Source organism: Streptococcus sp. HSISS2 (assembly GCF_000448665.1).
Taxonomy (GTDB): Bacteria; Bacillota; Bacilli; order Lactobacillales; family Streptococcaceae; genus Streptococcus; species Streptococcus raffinosi.
Window position 1 is genome coordinate 1,684,482 of sequence record NZ_CM002133.1, and the last position, 17,428, is coordinate 1,701,909.

The window sequence follows — 17,428 nt, forward strand, 5'->3', positions numbered from 1 at the left end:
TGACGCTGAAAGAGAGTTGGATTCCGATTGGGACTAGACACTGACGCACTCTCTGACGCTGAAAGCGAGTTAGATTCGGATTGTGACTCAGAAACTGACGCACTCTCTGACGCTGAGGTTGAGTTGGACTCCGATTGGGACTCAGACACTGACGCACTCTCTGACGCTGAGGTTGAGTTAGATTCTGATTGCGACTCAGACACTGACGCACTCTCTGACGCTGAGGTTGAGTTGGATTCCGATTGGGACTCAGATACTGTAGCACTTTCCGAGGCTGAGGTTGAATTAGATTCAGATTGTGATTGACTCACTGAGGCACTCTCTGAATCTGTAACTGTAGCTACATATTCTCGACTTTGACCGTTCACAAGATTAAGTTTCGTTGTGATAGCTGGACTACCGCTTACGGTAGAATTTCCAGTAAAACCTGCATTTGTAATCTTGGTCATCAGACCTTCAACGGCATTACCAAGACGTTCACGTTGTTCTGCATAAGCAGCGTTTGTTGCTGATGCAGCAAGCAATGTTGTTGATTTAATGACTTCTTCTTGAACTGTTGTGATAGCTGTTTGGATTTCAGCTTTAGCAGCTGTGTCTGTCAATTTTGCTTGATAGTCTTTAGCAATATTAACAAGCAATTCTGCTTCTGAAACGTTTTGATCCAAGATCGTTTTTTCATCTTCTTGAGTAGCTGTTTCTGATGCAGTTGCTGCTGTTGAACTTGCTGATTCTGAATGTGAAGCTGAACCACTTGTGCTTTCAGTATGTGACTGACTAGCGGAGGTTGACCGCTCTTTGCTAAGTGATACAGATTCAGAAATAGATTGTGATAATTCTGTTGATACAGATTGTGACAATGATACTGAAGCATCTGTGCTTGCTTGAGCATCAACTGAAGAGCTTGTAGACTCTTGGCTAGTTGATGGTGCTACCGAAGCTTCTGATGTTGGAGCTGCACTCAAGACAACAGACTCAGAATTGGCTGTTACATCATGATTTCCAGTTAATTGACTCTCTAAGGCCGGTGTTGCCGTTTCTTCGGCTTGAGCAGTGTAAGTAGCTACTGCACCACCTGCCACCGCACCTGCTGCTGCAATCCCTTTAAGAAGGGCTTGACCTGAGATAAGAGGTGTTTTCTCCTCAACACTTTGCGCTGAAACTGACGGTGCGTCTGTTCCACCTTTAACAACTTTGAAAAGTCCAAAGTTTGATGTCGCCGCACGAAGCCATTGCTTACCTGATTTGATTAATTTAAAACGAGTCACACGATCTGTTTCGCGATATTCCCCTTCGTTTCTTCTAAAAAACATATCTGCTCCATTCTAGATGTTAGTGTAAAAACACGTAGTTAAATTTTATCACAAAATTGTTGTAAGTTCTAATTTTTTGTCATATATTCCTTAAATAAAATTGCAAACGCTTCATCCTATTAATACATTAAAGACATTGATTTCACACTATTTTCAGCCATTCTCTACTCTTATAAAATAAAATTTAAAGATTTCTTTAAATTCTAGAGAGATGATTTCTTTTTCTAACAGTATTATCTTTCAAGATAGGATCAATAATTTTTATTATTTCTTTTACTGACCTTTCGATTCTATTCTTTTCTCATAATCACAAAAAGACACACTCCAATTTGGAATGTGTCTTTTTAGAACGAAGCTAATCGGCTTATTCTTTCTTAAGAGTAGTTAGTGTTTTATTAGGACTAGTCACTCAAAAGTTTTAGGGAGGTAAGTCGAGGAAATATTATTCCTCAGTTTTTTGCGTTTTGCCGCAAGAGCCAAGCCAGATGCAGTTGCAAGCAAACCTAGAGCTGCTGTAGCAGCTACGTTAGACTCTTCACCAGTATTTGGCAATTGTGTCATTTCTGAAGCTGGTTTAGCTGGAGTTACAGGAGCTGCTTTAGCTGGAGCTTTAGGAGCTGGATCAACTGGTTTAGCTGGAGTTGGTTGTTCAGGTTTACCAGGAGTTGGTGTCACTGGTTTTTCTGGAGTTGTATCGACAAGTTTGTAAACGTAAGTAACGTTCTTATCACCTTCGATAACTTTACCAGTTACTGGGTCAGTTGTAGTCAAGTGACCATCACCATCAACTTTACCTACTGGATAGTTACCTTGTGGTACCAATTCATAGACTTTACCATCTGCAGTAACGATTGTCTTAGGACGGTTATCAATTACTGTATCATAATGTTTACCTACTGGTTGTTTAGATTCATCTGTAACAGATTGTTTGATTGTGTTACCATTTTCATCTACGTAGTGAACGTATACATTACCCTTAGGTTGTGCTGGTTGTTCTTTAAGTTTGTAGATGTAAGTTACGTCTTTACGTCCTTCGATAACTTTACCAGTTGTTGCGTCTGATGACTCAAGGTGACCTTGTCCATCAACCTTACCTACAGTGTAGTTACCAGCTGGAACCAATTCATATGTCTTACCATTGTATTTGATTTCTTTTGGACGGTTATCTACAACTGTATCGTAGTCTTTGTCGACTGGTTGATCTTTTTCATCAGTAACGTCAGTCTTGATTGTGTTACCTTCAGTATCTTTATAGTGAACGTAAACGTCACCTTTCACTTCTTTATAAACATAAGTGACGATTGAACGAGGTTTCTCAACTTTACCTTTAGTTGGGTCAGAAGATTCAAGGTGTCCATCCTTATCAACTTTACCTACTGGGTAGTCACCTTTTGGTACGATCTTATATGTCTTACCATCTGGAGTCTTGATAGTCTTAGGTTTTTCACCTTTCTCAGTTGTGTTATATGGTGTGTCATATGGTGAGTTTGGTGTGTCTTGACGAGGTTTCTTAATTTCCTTACCTTTTTCGTTTACGTAAGTGATGATAACGTCACCTTCTTTAGGTTTCGTTGGATCTTCTTTAAGTTTGTAAACGTAAGTAACGTTCTTATCACCTTCGACGACTTTACCTGTTGTAGCATCATCACCTGTCCAGTGACCTTGTTCGTCGACTTGACCTACTTTGTAGTTACCGGCTGGTACCAATTCATATGTCTTGCCTTGGAAGTCGATTTCTTTTGGACGGTTATCTACAACTGTGTCGTAGTCTTTACCAACTGGTTGTGCCAATTCATCAGTTACTGAATCTTTAATGATATTACCTTCAGTATCTACATAGTGAACGTATACATTACCCTTAGGTTGTGCTGGTTGTTCTTTGAGTTGGTATACGTAAGTAACGTTCTTATCACCTTCGATGACTTTACCTGTTGTAGCATCATCACCTGTCCAGTGACCTTGTTCGTCAACCTTACCTACTGGGTAGTTACCAGCTGGTACCAATTCGTACGTCTTACCTTGGAATTCGATTTCTTTTGGACGGTTGTCAATAACTGTGTCGTAGTCTTTATCAACTGGTTGATCTTTTTCATCAGTCACATCGTCTTTAATCTTGTTACCATTAACATCAACATAGTGAACGTAAACATTACCCTTCACTTCTTTATAAACGTAAGTGATTGTTGATTTAGGTTTATCAACTTTACCTTTAATTGGATCTGATGATTCAAGGTGTCCGTCACCGTCAACTTTACCTACTGGGTAGTCACCTTTTGGTACGATCTTGTATGTCTTACCATCTGGAGTCTTGATTGTGTTAGGTTTTTCACCTTCCTCAGTTGTGTTATATGGTGTGTCATATGGTGAGTTTGGTGTATCTTGACGAGGTTTTTGAATTTCTTTACCATCATTTTCACGGATGTAAGTGATGATAACTTCACCAACTTTAGGAGTTTCACTTTCAGACAATGATTGAGAAACTGATACAGATGTAGATTCTGAGCTAGAAAGTGATTCTGAAACTGAAGTTGATGTAGAAGCTGAAACTGAAAGACTAGCAGATGCAGAGTATGATTCAGAAGCTGATACTGATTCAGATACAGAAGTTGATTCTGAAGTGCTTGCTGATTCTGATGCAGAAACTGAAGCTGAGGTGCTTGCTGATTCTGATGCAGATGCTGACTCAGACGCACTTACTGATTCTGATGCAGAAACTGAAGCTGAGGTGCTTGCTGATTCTGATGCAGATGCTGACTCAGAGGCGCTTACAGAAACTGAATTGCTCAATGAAGCAGATGCTGACTCAGATGATGAAGTTGATTCTGATTCTGAGTTATTTGTAACAATTGAAATTGATTCTGAGATAGAAGCTGAAACAGAGACAGATTCAGATGCTGAGGTACTCAACGATGATGATTGACTTGCTGATACTGAAGCTGATTCAGATGCTGAAGTACTCAACGACGCTGATTGGCTTCCTGATACTGAAGCTGATGCTGACGCTGAGGTGCTCAACGACGCTGATTGGCTTGCTGATACTGAAGCTGATTCAGATGCTGAAGTACTCAACGATGCTGATTGGCTTGCTGATACTGAAGCTGATGCTGACGCTGAGGTACTCAACGACGCTGATTGGCTTGCTGATACTGAAGCTGATGCTGAAGCTGAGGTGCTCAACGATGCTGATTGGCTTCCTGATACTGAAGCTGATGCTGACGCTGAGGTGCTCAACGACGCTGATTGGCTTCCTGACACTGAAGCTGATTCAGATGCCGAAGTTTTCAATGATTCAGATTGGCTTGCTGATACTGAAGCTGATTGTGAAACAGATTGTGACTTAGAAACCACCTCTGATTCTGATTGTGATTTAGAAGCTTTTTCTGATGCTGATTGCGAAACAGATTGCGACTTAGAAACCACCTCTGATTCTGACTGTGATTTAGACACAACTTCTGATTCTGATAGTGAAGCTGATGTTGTATCAGATGCTGAATTTGATTGAGATTCATTTTTCAACTTATAGATATAAGTAACATTTTTCTCACCTGAAGCCACTTTACCAGTTGTATCATCATCACCAGTCCAGTGACCTTGGCTGTCAACTTGACCTACTGGGTAATTACCAGCTTCTACAAGTTCGTAAGTTTTACCTTCAAATTTAATTTCTTTAGGACGATTATCTACTACAGTATCATAATCCTTCTCAAGCGGTTGATCTTGCTCATCAATAACAGATCCCATGATCGTATTTCCGTTAATATCTTTATAATGAACGAAGACACTTCCAACTTCCTCATAAACGTAAGTAATGGTTGATTTTGGTTTATCAACTTTACCAGTAATAGGATCTGAAGATTTCAAATGACCATTTTCATCAACACCTCCTACTGGGTAATCACCTTTAGGAACAATTTTATATGTCTTACCATCAGTTGTCTTGATGATATTTGGTTTTTCACCTTTTTCAGTTGTATCATATGGTGTGTCATATGGTGATTTAGGTGTATCTTGACGAGGTTTTTGAATTTCATTACCTTTTGTATCCACATAAGTGATAACAACTTCACCTTCTTTTGGTGTTTCTTTCACTCTATAGATATACGTTACATTTTTATCTTGTTTAGCAACTGAACCTGTAATTGAATCTGAAGATGTCAGGTGACTATCTGAGTCAACTTGACCAACAGTATATGTACCTGCTGGTACCAACTCGTAAGTTTTACCATTGTACTCAATTGTATCCGGACGGTTATCTACTACTGTATCATAGTGTTTGTTAACAGGCTGTTGATTTTCATCTGTTACTGAAGCTTTAATAGTTGTTCCTTCAGTATCTTTATAGTGAACGTAAACATTCCCTTTTTCATCTGTCTTCTTGTAGTAGTGTACTGTATCACCAGATGGTTTTTCATTTGCTGATAGAATTGAGAATTGGTTCCCAAAGTTTCCTGAGTTTTGTCCACCAATAACGTTCTGTGCATTTCCACCAGGTGTTGAATTGTCAGTTCCTTTAGGATGTTCCAAGAACATGTAAGCTGATTCACCATGATGACCTGCTGTATACCAACCTGAGAGATAAACAAGACCTTCTTCTGGTTTAGCTGGGTTATGCCATGGGGAAACCTGAATTTGATAATCACCGTTCTTACTTGAAACAAGAACCTTATCTGTTTCCATACTTGTTGCAGATGGAATATACTTCTCACCCGGTTTAATCACTGGAGTTGTGTAAACAAGTGTGTAACCATTTGTATCTGTATTGTTCCCCATTGTTGCTTCATTATAAGTTGAAACAGATGATGGGTCCAATACATAAATCTTAGTTACAGTTGAACCATCGTTGGCAACCACTTCACGAATACGTTTCACATAATAATGTTGACGTGTACCCTTAAGTTCGGCATATTTAGTACCTACAGTGTTACCTAGTTCACCAGACATTGTTGAAGAATCAGCCTGTTGATACAAAACATAACCTTCAAACGAACGTGGGTTAGAAGCCGTATAGTTTTGACCTTGAATACCTGTTTGAGTAAATGAAGCAAGTTCAGTTTCATTACCAGTTGGTTTGTAACTTTGAGTTGTTGTATCTGAAGCTGAACGTGAAGCATTATAAGTTGAAGATGTAGTATCCACTACCTTGTAGTGAGTTGTTTGGTTCATCTTAGTTGATGGTACACCAATTTCAACGTTTGGTTTGCTTTCAGTTTGGTTAGATGGAGTTAAGTAGTCATAAACTTGTTCAGTTTCTTTTGCAAAATCTTTTTCTGCATTATTCTTGATAATAACATCTACAGTAGCAGAACCAGCGTCTGTTGAAGCATTATAAACGAAATAAGGATAGTATTTATTGCTTGAAAGGTTTCCAAGATTTACTTCTCTACCAGCGTTGGCTGAAGACAAAGTTGTGTTTGCAACTTCACTTCCTGTATTCTTATCTACCAAACGAACATAAACATCTGGATTGTTTGTGCTAGTTGTCTTATCAACTGACAAAGTCACATAATAATTTGTGTTGTAGTCTTGGTTATATGATTTAAGATTCCAAACACCAAATGTCAAACGATTGGCTGCTGGGTCAGCTGCATATCCTGAAGGAATCGTCTGTGTACGATCTGTAAGGCTCGCACCGTTTGGTTCTGACATTCCTGGAGTTGCACTAACACCAGATGGATTTGTGCTTGATGTAGCAATAGCATCCAACTGTGCAGTAACTGCTGCAACACCGTTAACTACTGAGTTACCAGTGAAACCGTTGTCTGTGATCTTAGTCAACATGTTATCAACAGCGTTACCAAGACGTTCACGTTGTTCTGCATAAGCAGCATTTGTTGCTGATGCCGCAAGCAATGTTGTTGATTTAGTGACTTCTTCTTGAACTGTTGTGATAGCTGTTTGAATTTCAGTTTTAGCAGCTGTGTCTGTCAATTTTGCTTGGTAGTCTTTAGCAATATTAACGAGCAATTCTGCTTCTGAAACGTTTTGATCCAAGATTGTTTTTCATCTTCTTGAGTCGCTGTTTCTGATGCAGTCGCTACTGTTGAACTTGCAGATTCAGAATGTGAAGCAGAGTTTGAAGCAGTTGTGCTTTCTGTGTGTGATTGGCTATCAGAAGTTGAGTTGTGCTTGCTAAGTGATACTGATTCAGAGATAGCTTGTGACAATTCTGTTGATACAGATTGTTGTGGCAATGATACTGAGGCATCTGTGCTTGCTTGAGCATCAGCTGAAGAGCTTGTAGACTCTTGGCTTGTTGATGCTACTGCTGGAGCTTCTGAAGCTACTGCTTCTGATACAGGCGCAGTGCTCAAAGCTACAGATTCAGAGTTTGCCAAAACATCATGAGTTGTAGTTGCTTGGCTTTCCAAAGCTGGAGCACTTGTTTCTTCGGCTTGAGCTGTGTAAGTAGCTACTGCACCACCTGCCACAGCACCCGCTGCTGCAATCCCTTTAAGAAGGGCTTGACCTGAAAGAAGAGAAGTTTTTTCTTCTACGTTTTGAACTGAAACTGACGGTGTGTCTGCGCCACCTTTAACAACTTTGAAAAGTCCAAAATTTGATGTAGCGGCACGAAGCCAGTTTTTACCCGATTTAATAAGTTTGAAGCGAGTCACACGGTCTGTTTCGCGATATTCTCCTTCTTGGCGTCTAAAAAACATATTTACCTCCAAATAGATATGAGTCATTTCCTAATCTGGAAATTACATTTTATAATATAACACAAGTTAACTAAAAATTGTTTCACTTTGTCTCATTTTCTCTAAAATATGTAAGGTTTTCGCAATTCTGAATTTTCTGTCATTTGTGCTATATTCTTTCGAATTTAGAACAAATCAGCCTTAGAACCTTGATTTCACGCTATTTTCTTTACATTTTCTCATTTTATTTCCACTCTTATCACGCTTCTAAATTATTTTACAATTTAGCTTAAGATAAATTTTCAAACAATTTCAATCAATTTTTTAACCCTTATTTTGATATATTTGGTGTTTCTGACACACTGTTTTTTAACCTTCTTCCTAATCGGATCGTCCACTTCCTTAAATCTTTTAGTATAAAGTAAAATCGATTTAAATATTTTCTAAAAAGTCAATTTATATGCTCAAAAGTCTACAAAAAAGAATTACCTTCCGATAATTCTTTTTAGACTATTAACCAAGGGCCATTATAGCATCAATAAAAAGCTTCTTGATGAAATAACCATTGCTTATGAGGTAGGCAGTGTATTGTGCGTTAGCAACCATCTGGGTATACTGCTCTTCTGTACATTCTTGTACACAACGATCTGCTTCTTCCAGACTCGAAACGACAAAGCCTAGGCCATGTTCTCTGATATAGTCTGCATTTGATAGATAGTCAGGTACCACAACTGGCAAGCCTGCAGCTAAATAGGTAGAAAGTTTATAGGAAATATTCAACTTATAGTAATCGAGCTCATCTTCAGATTTTTCTGAGTTTCCCCAGACGAGACCAAATCCTCCTTTAGAAAGGTCAAACAGGAGTTCCTGTTTATTGCGCCAGCCTTCAAGTTGAATTTTGGAATAATCCTTGTCTTCTTCTTTATCCGCATAGACATGAAGAGGAGTATCCTGCTGCCAGTTGAGAATGTGGGGGAAACGAGCTGGATTACCAGCAAAGATGAGCTTCTTTTGGAAGCTTGGTTTGTGCAAGTCAAGGCTATGAGGTAGATCCCAAAGTTCCTGGATAATAATCTTTTTGACCGTTAATCCTTCCTCAATGAGTCGATCACGCATCTGTTCTGATGGAACAACGACGACATCACAAAGATTGTACATCTCAATGTAATTAGGCATGAGATAATAATTACTAGGAAACATTATAGGTGGAACATCATGGATGAACATCACAAGTTTGGTTTGCACTGCCCTAAATTTATGAAGGAGGCTAGTGTCCCAAGCGACACTATTCCACGACGGTGACTGGAAGAAGACAATATCGCCATAGCTCACTCCTGCTACAATACCATCAAGACGGGAATTTAATTCACCACTTGACTCATGGCTATTATCGTAGAAATAGATTGCTAATTCATTGGCACCAAGCTCCTTGGCAATCTTCATCGTATCATTTTGGGCAATCAAGGCCACACTACGTGGGGACTGCCCAAATAAATTCGTAAAATGTACACGCATGCGCTTCTTCTTTCTATTGTATAATCAAGCTCTTTACTTATAAGACACAATCATAAACATAAGTAAGAGGATAAATAAGGCTATACTAATAGCTAAGGTCAAAAATTTGCGAATAGGCTGACTAGACCAATAGCTTGGTTTACCAATATTACTCGTAGCATCTGTTGAAAAAATCTGTGTTTGACGTGGTTGGATGGTAACTAGGACGATAAGGGCAACCGAAAGAATCAGTGCTAGAACCATTAATACTAACATCATAAGCCTACCTCAACAAACCAATGAGAGTAAAGATTAAACCGATAATAATCACAAGTCCGAGCATGATTGAAAAGCTCTTGTTAATCTTTTCTCCTCTGGTTTCTTTTTCTTTCGTAATAGGCTTTTGCTTAAGTTCTTCCATACGGCCTTCAACATCACCGTAGAATAAATCTTTTTAGACATGATTTCCTCCTAAAAGTCCTTGTAAGCGATTGGTCAAGTCAGAGGCTGTCAGGGTGTTAGCCTGAGCTTTTTGAGCCTGCATGGCCTCTTGCATGGCTTGGTCTTGTTCAAGAACTTGATTAATCTTAGTGACCATTGCTTGATAGTCCTGACCAGCATAGATATGTTCAGGTGCCGTGTAGTCACGTCCATGAACTGTTTCTGAAAAGGCCAAAATCAATAACTGGTGCTCAAAAGCTGTTCGTGTAGCCTTATACAACTCGTTATGATGGTTGATATCCAAATAGAGATTTGACTCTTGGTAGAGCTTGTCCAGTTGCTTGTGACTGGCGTTAGGATGGAGCACTACATTTGAGTAACGCATCATTGAAAGCAACTTGGCTGACATCTCAGTAACAGCTGCAATTTGGAAGGTCACATCAGGTAATGCCTCTACTAAGGCTTCCAGGTGTTCGATTTGATCTGAGTTGGTTGCGATAAAGGCATTGTGTGATTTGCCATGATTTTCCTTGAAGTCATAGGCATAGCCTAAAGAAAGTAATTTATGGTGTTTTTCTTTAGGTACCAGGGTCAAGGCTTTTTCATAGGTTGCCTTATCAGGAATGATAATGGCGTTGGCCCTAGCTGAATTATCCTCTAAGATACCATTCATGTTACCTGGGAGGATGTCTCTCAGTGGCTCTTGCCAGACCAGAATATCCGTTGCCCCTGTATTTTCCATAGTCCATGAGACGATGAAAGGCGTTGCTAAGCTGTTAAAGATAATATGGTCAATGTCACCAAAGACCTGAGCCAAAAAGGCCTTGACAAATTCGGTACGGTTGGAGAAACGACGTAGACTTTGACCAGGTAGGGTCAAGAGGATGTCACCAGTAGCATGATTTTCCAAGATGCGCTCGTCACCTTCTTTGGTTTGGTAGCTAGTAAAGACTGGCTGACCATTCTCATCATGAGTGGTTTTGGCAAAACAGAAACCATACTTGTTGTAGTGGTCTACTTGACGAACCTTTCCTGACTTGTCCAACCATTCAACACTTTTAACGATACGGGCCTTGCTTCCTTCAGGGAAGGTAATACGGGCACGTTCTTCAGTGAGATTTGACACCTGTGCCACTTGATTGTTACCTGAGATTTCCCAAAAAGCTGGAACAGGAACCTGGTTGAAAAAGCGAGGTTTGCCAGTTTCATCTTGGTCTTCTACATAGTAGGTAAAAGGTGATAGGGTTCCTTTGGGAAGAAAACCATCTGGATTGATGACAACAGTTGTGGCATCACATCCTGCTACCTGAAGGGTATAAGCCAAGTCTTTACTGGCTTGATGATAATTATCACATAAGAAAATCATGAGCGTACCTCCTCAAGTAACTGTTTCCAAGCAGCCTTGACCCGGCTAGTCAAGAAGCCTTGGGCAAGGTCATAAGATTTTTGACGCATGGCCTCAATATTACCTTCTTCATAGAGACGGACAATGGCATCCTTATAGGATTTAGTGATGACATCCACAACATGATTTTCAGCGACAGGAAGGAGATAGCCGTTGGCCCCATCTTCGATAAAGGTTTGATTACCATAAGGAACGTCAAAACCAATCATGGGAAGACCTGAACCAACAGCCTCCATGAGGGTAAGGCCAAAGCCTTCGCTGGTTGAAGCTGTCAAATAAACCTCATATTGGCTATAAATGTCGGTCAAATCAGCATGCCCCATGAGACGAATGTAGTCTCCTGCTTGCCCTTCAGCAATAATCTCACGCAACTTGGCATCCATCCCACCACTACCATAAATATCAAAGGTGATGTCTGGTAGGGTCTTATGAACCTCAATAACTGCACGAACTAACCAGTCAATGTGTTTTTCCTGAGCCAAACGTGAGGCCGTAATCATTGAAAATGGCTTACGTGACTTGTCCTGCCCAACTAATTCAGGCAAGCTTCCCACTGGAATGGTGTAAATCTTTGGATCATGGTTAGTGTAGTGACGAAACTGCCTCTCAAGAATTTCCTTCTGACGGTCTGTCGCTACGATAAAGAAATCAACCTTGTCCGCATTGGTAAACTGGTACTCGTAATAGTTATTCCAGAGAATGTAGTCGTCATCAGTTTGATTGGCACTGAAATGTTCAGCGTGAACGACTACCCCTAGACGAGCAGCTTGTGCTTCTTCAAAGACCAGCTGCCCAATACCAGTTTCACGGTCTAAGATAACCACATCATCCTTGGTTAGGGCCAGACGTTTGAAGAAATAGCGAAGGAATTCTTGCTTGCCATAGAGGACCTGATCCGGAAAACGATAAATGTCCTGATTATTGTCTCCAACAATCATGTCATAGGCGGTCGAGCCATCTTCATTATAAAAACGGCGTTGGTAAACCTTGGCTTGATTGTCCTTAGGCGCATAATACTCACTACAATAACGGGTATAAGAGTAAAAATCCTTACGCAAGAGCTTGTCATTGACAAAATAGCTGACGGTTTCCACAGAAACTCCATCTGTCGCACGAAGATGGCAAGCTACCACTAGGTCATCCTGTGGATAATGGTAACGAATCACTGAACCGGAAACTTCCTTGTGTTCAGGATTAGCAGGTAAGATAGCCTCGATTTCAGCTAGTTTGATGGTAGATGGTGCGATTTTGACATCTGTAAAATAGTTATAGAGCCAGATGATTTGGTCATCTGAAAAACCAATCTTGCTGGTCATATGCTCGATATTATCCCCAAGAATGAGATCCATAAAGACAAATTTGGCTTCTTGTCCCATTTCCTGGAAAATCTTGGCACGATAGGCCTGGGCATATTCGACACCACTGCTGGCCCAACCGATACCTAAATTAATGTTATATACTGTCATAATTTCCTTATTTTATGGGAAATGGCTGATGATATCTCCTTTTTTAGTGACTTGCACCTGACTAAGGAGAAGATTACGAACCATATCCTTTCTGATTTGACGTTTCATAGCCTCAAAGCCCTTGTAGGCCTCTTGGTAATACTCGACAATAGGGTTTTTTTGACTCAATTGTTGACTACCAATAGCCATTTGGAGTTGTTGCAGATAGTCTACCTGCTCTACCCAGTTATCATCCACAGCCTTAAGCATGGCTAAACGTTGGAAATACTCATTGAGTTCCTTAGTTTTCAACTCCTGCTTCTTGGCTTCTAGCTCACGATAGGCAAACTGGTAAATGAGTTCCAAGACTTCTTCACGATTGTTAAGATCCAAATCGTTAGGAATCTCATTGATGCGGAAGCTGATATTACGCAAGATAAAGTGATAGAGATTCTCTGCTTTTGAGAAATCTTCATCAGCCACAGCTTGGTCGATAAAGTCATCAAGTACCTCATCGATAACAGTATCCAAGCCTTGATTGTGGAAGATGAGACGGTCACGTTGGGCATAAATCATCTCACGTTGGATGTTCATACTTTCTGCGAATTCAAGCGTCTGACGACGTGAAGTACGACCAGAACTTTCACTGGCTTCTTGGGCTTTTTGAACCAATTTACGGTACTTACGACCGGTCAATTCCTTAGGCTCAATGTGGTCACTAATGGCATATTCTTTGTAAGTACGGTGAACCCATGATGGACCGTATTTCTTAATCACATCGTCTTCCAAGGAGACGAAGAACTTAGACATACCAGGGTCCCCTTGACGTCCAGAACGGCCACGAATTTGCAGGTCAATACGTTGACTTTCCATACGTTCGGTACCGATAACTACCAAACCTCCGAGTTCAGCTACACCTTTACCAAGCTTGATGTCCGTTCCACGTCCAGCCATTGAGGTCGCAACCGTCACGGCACCCATTTGTCCTGATTCGGCAATCATTTCCGCTTCACGTGGTGCATTATTGGCATTCAAGAGATTATGAGCAATTCCTTCACGCAAAAGCAGGGAAGAATAAAGCTCTGACATTTCCACCGACCCAACGAAAATCAAGATGGGGTTACCTTTTTCATGGTAGTGCTTGACATACTCTAAAGAGGCAAAGACCTTCTCTGGTAGGGTCGCATAAATCTTATCGGGATAGTCGATACGTTGTTTCTTACGGTTGGTTGGGATTTGAATGACCTTCATTCCATAGGTGCCTAGGAATTCTTTTTCGGCTACCTTACCAGTCCCTGTCATCCCTGAAATTTTCTGGAATTTTTTAAAGAGACTTTGGTAGGTGATGGAAGCCATAGCTCTGGTTTCTTGTGACAGGGCCACTAATTCCTTGGCTTCGATGGCTTGGTGGAGTCCACCTTGGAGCTTGGTCAATTCCAAGAGACGACCTGTCGATTTATCAAGAAGTACCACTTCAGGCCCCTTCTTGCCATCACGAATGATGTAGTCCTTATCCTTTTTATAGAGCAAGTGGGCACGAAGTGAAAAGAGCAGGTGACGGGCAAAGGTGCTGTTTTCCTCATCGTAGAGGTTACCGATACCAAGGTAATTTTCAGCAGCCTTAGCCCCTTTAGTAGTCAACCAAACTTCACCTTTCTCCTCTTTGAAGATATAGTCTTCACCCTCGACCAAGGTGGTCATAAGCGTATCCATCATCCCATAGTAGTTAGACTGAACACGGGGTGCACCAGAGATAATCAAAGGCGTCTGTGCGCTATCAAGGAGAACAGAATCCACCTCATCGACAATAGCATAGTTAAAGGGACGCATGTATTTCCCGTCTTGGTTAGAAGCAAGGTTATCAATCAAATAGTCAAAGCCTAAGCTAGAATTGGTCGTGTAAACGATGTCTGATTGATAGATAGCACGCTTTTCTGCCGGTTCCATCTCGTTGCTGCCTTCCACACAGGGAACACCAATCGTCAACCCTAGGAACTCGTAGACCTGACCCATTTCCTCAGCGTCACGGATTGCCAAGTATTCATTGGTCGTAACCAGAATAGCCCCTTCACCTGACAAGGCATTAAGGTAGACTGGCATGGTAGCCGTCAAGGTCTTACCCTCACCGGTATTCATCTCAGCGATATGACCTTGGTGCATGACAATTCCTCCCATGACCTGAACATCATAAGGGAACATGCCTAACACGCGCTTATCCGCTTCACGAACAACCGCAAAGGCTTCAGGCAGGAGGTCGTCCAAGCTTTCTCCTTGAGCCAAACGCTCCTTAAATTCCTGCGTTTTATTTTTCAACTCAAGGTTGCTCAAACCAGCCATTTCATCGGCTAGGCCGTTAATTTCCTTGAGTATCTCCTTAACAGGGAGAATAGGATTCAGTTGTTTAAACATGTTCTTCTCCTGTTTCTTCCAGTTTTAAGTTGTAGAAATCTAGCTCTTTGACCCCAGCACTCAAGAGGGAAATACGGTAGGTATAGGCCTCGTGAGGGTAAACAAAGGTCATCTGGGTACTCTTTTCAATCAACTGTTTAATTTCATTGTCATAACGGTCCAAAAAGCTGACTTTCAAAAAGACTGAGCCTGTTGGGACAGCTTCAAGATTGGCCGTCAAGTCATAACTATGCCCTTTTTTCAAAAGTGGGAGGGCAGGTTGGGTACGACCAGCTTGGTAGTTTTGGATGGCCACCCAAGACTGGATTTCCGTTCCTGATGGCACCAAAGGATTGTAAAATTGCACAGAACCATCTTGGCGCTTAACAATTTTTGAGCCATACATGTAGGCTTTGTGGTTTAAGCCCCACAAGATTTCTGATTTCTTGTTTCTGAACATTCTTACTCCTTCCTTCCAAAATCATTTTCTAAAATCATACGGTAAAAATTGACAAACCAAGTTGTCGCCGTATAAGAATCATCGTTGTGTCGACCTGACGTTCCCTTGCTGAGAATCTTAGCCCCTGAGTAATAGAGAGACTTGGTAATGTCCTCGTAGGCCGTCGGATCCATATCCTCGTCTTTCATGTAGGAAAGACCAAAAGTTGTATTTGAGAAGTCTGCTTTTTCAAATTTATCCCAGAACTTCTGGTTAAGGGCCTCGACACCTTCATTATCCAAGCGTCCTGTCTGCAAATGCAAGACATCAATCCCTGTTGGAAAGACCTCTGGCGCCAAGAGTCTGGCACGATTACCGATAGTACCAACATTGGCTAGAGGCTTAGACATGATGATGGCATGAGGCTCAAAGTCCGCACCATAGTACATTGATGGGAAGGTTCCCATGGACATTCCTGAGAGAATGAGCTGACTATTGTCAAAACCTAGGTAGTCCAAATAATGTTGGATGGTGTCTTTGATGCTATTTTCAAGCTCTTCAGTTCCCATATAGAAGGCTCCCCCTTGGAGACGAGGGTCTGAAAAGAGCAAGAACGGCGTTCCCATCCCCTTCATCATTCCGAAACCTTCGAAACCTTCGGCAGGACGGAAACCTGAGAAGTAAACTGACAAAGGTGGCTTGAAGTCCCCAGGATAAAAGAAATAGTTGATTTCCTGACGCTTGCTATCGTGGAGAATTCCACCACCAAGTACAAATTTCCCGAATTGGAAACGAGTCAAACGTTGGTGGAGCCCACCGATTGTAATCTGACCTTGGCCTTTCATCTCAAGACTAGCAGACAGGAGGAAGGTCGTGTCCTCATCAAGGACGATGGCTCCCTTGCGCATTTCTTCTTCTGAAACGATATAGGTCTTGAAAATACCTGCGACCGATCCTTCTGGCAAAAGATTAAGAATCAAGCGACACTCACAAGTCTCCTCTTTTTCAAACTCCAACCAAAGCTCGATAGGATTTTCCTTGCTGGCTCTGACATTATAGGTCCAGTCCAAGACAGGGCTGAAATCTTGACCATAATCCCCTTTTAAAATGACATTTTCATAACCATGGTATGTCACTTGGCCAGTAAAATTGGGGTTAACCTGGGTCGTGAACGGAAACATCTTATCCCCGTACTGCCCTGAAAAGAGTGCTTTTGAAAGGGTAAAGAGCAACTGTCCTTGATTTGAAAAATCAGTTGGCACAGCACACATTTCCTTGATGAACTGAGCAAGTATCTCATCTGTCACTTCAATCGTTTGATCAAAGAAAATAGTATGAGGAATCAAATGTTCTTTAATAGCCATCAATTCTTCAAGACCTGCAAGACTGTCCACAATGACAGCTGTGAAAGTCTTGATTTCGTCTTCTTCGATGGTTTCTTGCAAGGTCTCAAGCTGACCAAGATTGCAATAATACCATTTCATATTTTCAGGAATTTCCTGAATTTCTGACCAGTTGGATGGTCCAACTTGTAGTATTTTCAGGCGATTATCCTTGGTCATTCTGCTCCTCCTTCAACCAATTTTCCCATTTTTGCACCAAACGGTCTCCTGTGTTTTCCTTAATTTTCTCAATTGAGTAGATAAGGGAACGGTTCCAGTTGTTCAACTGTCCTAAATAGTAGTAAGCCCCTTTTTCAAAATCGGACAAGTGCTTCAAGATATAACCATTTTCTTGGTGGGTCACATACTCAGACGCCACACGGTTAATCTGCGGAATACCAGCACTAATCCCTGCAATTTGTGTATAACGATTAGGCTCCTTGCTCAAGTCGACAATGAGTCGTGTAAACTGAAGGGACTTGATAA

The 17,428-nt window shown here is 41.1% G+C and carries 11 protein-coding genes and 1 pseudogene; all 12 read right to left on the minus strand.

The window, feature by feature from the left end; genetic code table 11:
- Positions 1 to 1,310, minus strand: a 1,310-nt coding sequence (locus HSISS2_RS07410) for an accessory Sec-dependent serine-rich glycoprotein adhesin (protein ID WP_042767086.1), incomplete at its 3' end; no start/stop codon positions are given.
- Positions 1,311 to 1,715: 405 nt separating this feature from the next.
- Entirely contained in the window at positions 1,716 to 7,301 is a 5,586-nt protein-coding gene (locus HSISS2_RS11035; RefSeq protein ID WP_134981435.1) for a MucBP domain-containing protein, read from the minus strand.
- The gene (locus tag HSISS2_RS07425; protein ID WP_021146145.1) at positions 7,235 to 7,969 is read right to left on the minus strand and encodes an accessory Sec-dependent serine-rich glycoprotein adhesin; all 735 of its coding nucleotides are present in this window, start codon (positions 7,967 to 7,969) and stop codon (positions 7,235 to 7,237) included. Before HSISS2_RS07425 ends, HSISS2_RS11035 begins: the two co-directional genes overlap by 67 nt.
- Positions 7,970 to 8,461: 492 nt before the next feature.
- The gene (locus HSISS2_RS07430; RefSeq protein ID WP_021146146.1) at positions 8,462 to 9,463 is read right to left on the minus strand and encodes a sugar transferase; all 1,002 of its coding nucleotides are present in this window, start codon (positions 9,461 to 9,463) and stop codon (positions 8,462 to 8,464) included.
- Positions 9,464 to 9,496: 33 nt separating this feature from the next.
- The gene (locus tag HSISS2_RS07435; RefSeq protein WP_008535081.1) at positions 9,497 to 9,721 is read right to left on the minus strand and encodes an accessory secretory protein Asp5; all 225 of its coding nucleotides are present in this window, start codon (positions 9,719 to 9,721) and stop codon (positions 9,497 to 9,499) included.
- A 4-nt stretch (positions 9,722 to 9,725) separates the two neighbouring features.
- Positions 9,726 to 9,896, minus strand: a pseudogene (gene asp4, locus HSISS2_RS07440) (accessory secretory system protein Asp4); the annotation flags it as partial.
- Positions 9,897 to 11,249, minus strand: coding sequence for an accessory Sec system glycosylation chaperone GtfB (gene gtfB / locus HSISS2_RS07445; RefSeq protein ID WP_021146148.1), 1,353 nt, complete (start codon positions 11,247 to 11,249; stop codon positions 9,897 to 9,899).
- Positions 11,246 to 12,754, minus strand: a complete 1,509-nt coding sequence (gtfA, locus tag HSISS2_RS07450) for an accessory Sec system glycosyltransferase GtfA (RefSeq protein WP_021146149.1) — start codon at positions 12,752 to 12,754, stop codon at positions 11,246 to 11,248. Before gtfA ends, gtfB begins: the two co-directional genes overlap by 4 nt.
- A gap of 12 nt (positions 12,755 to 12,766) precedes the next feature.
- Complete coding sequence (gene secA2 / locus HSISS2_RS07455) at positions 12,767 to 15,142, minus strand: accessory Sec system translocase SecA2 (protein ID WP_021146150.1); 2,376 nt, start codon at positions 15,140 to 15,142, stop codon at positions 12,767 to 12,769.
- Complete coding sequence (gene asp3 / locus HSISS2_RS07460) at positions 15,135 to 15,581, minus strand: accessory Sec system protein Asp3 (RefSeq protein WP_014634783.1); 447 nt, start codon at positions 15,579 to 15,581, stop codon at positions 15,135 to 15,137. Before asp3 ends, secA2 begins: the two co-directional genes overlap by 8 nt.
- A gap of 2 nt (positions 15,582 to 15,583) precedes the next feature.
- A complete protein-coding gene (gene asp2, locus HSISS2_RS07465; RefSeq protein WP_014634784.1) occupies positions 15,584 to 17,122 on the minus strand; it encodes an accessory Sec system protein Asp2 in 1,539 nt (512 codons plus the stop codon).
- Positions 17,109 to 17,428 (minus strand): accessory Sec system glycosyltransferase Asp1 (gene asp1 / locus HSISS2_RS07470; protein WP_042767087.1); only part of this gene is annotated, 320 nt, incomplete at its 5' end. The genes asp1 and asp2, both read right to left, overlap by 14 nt.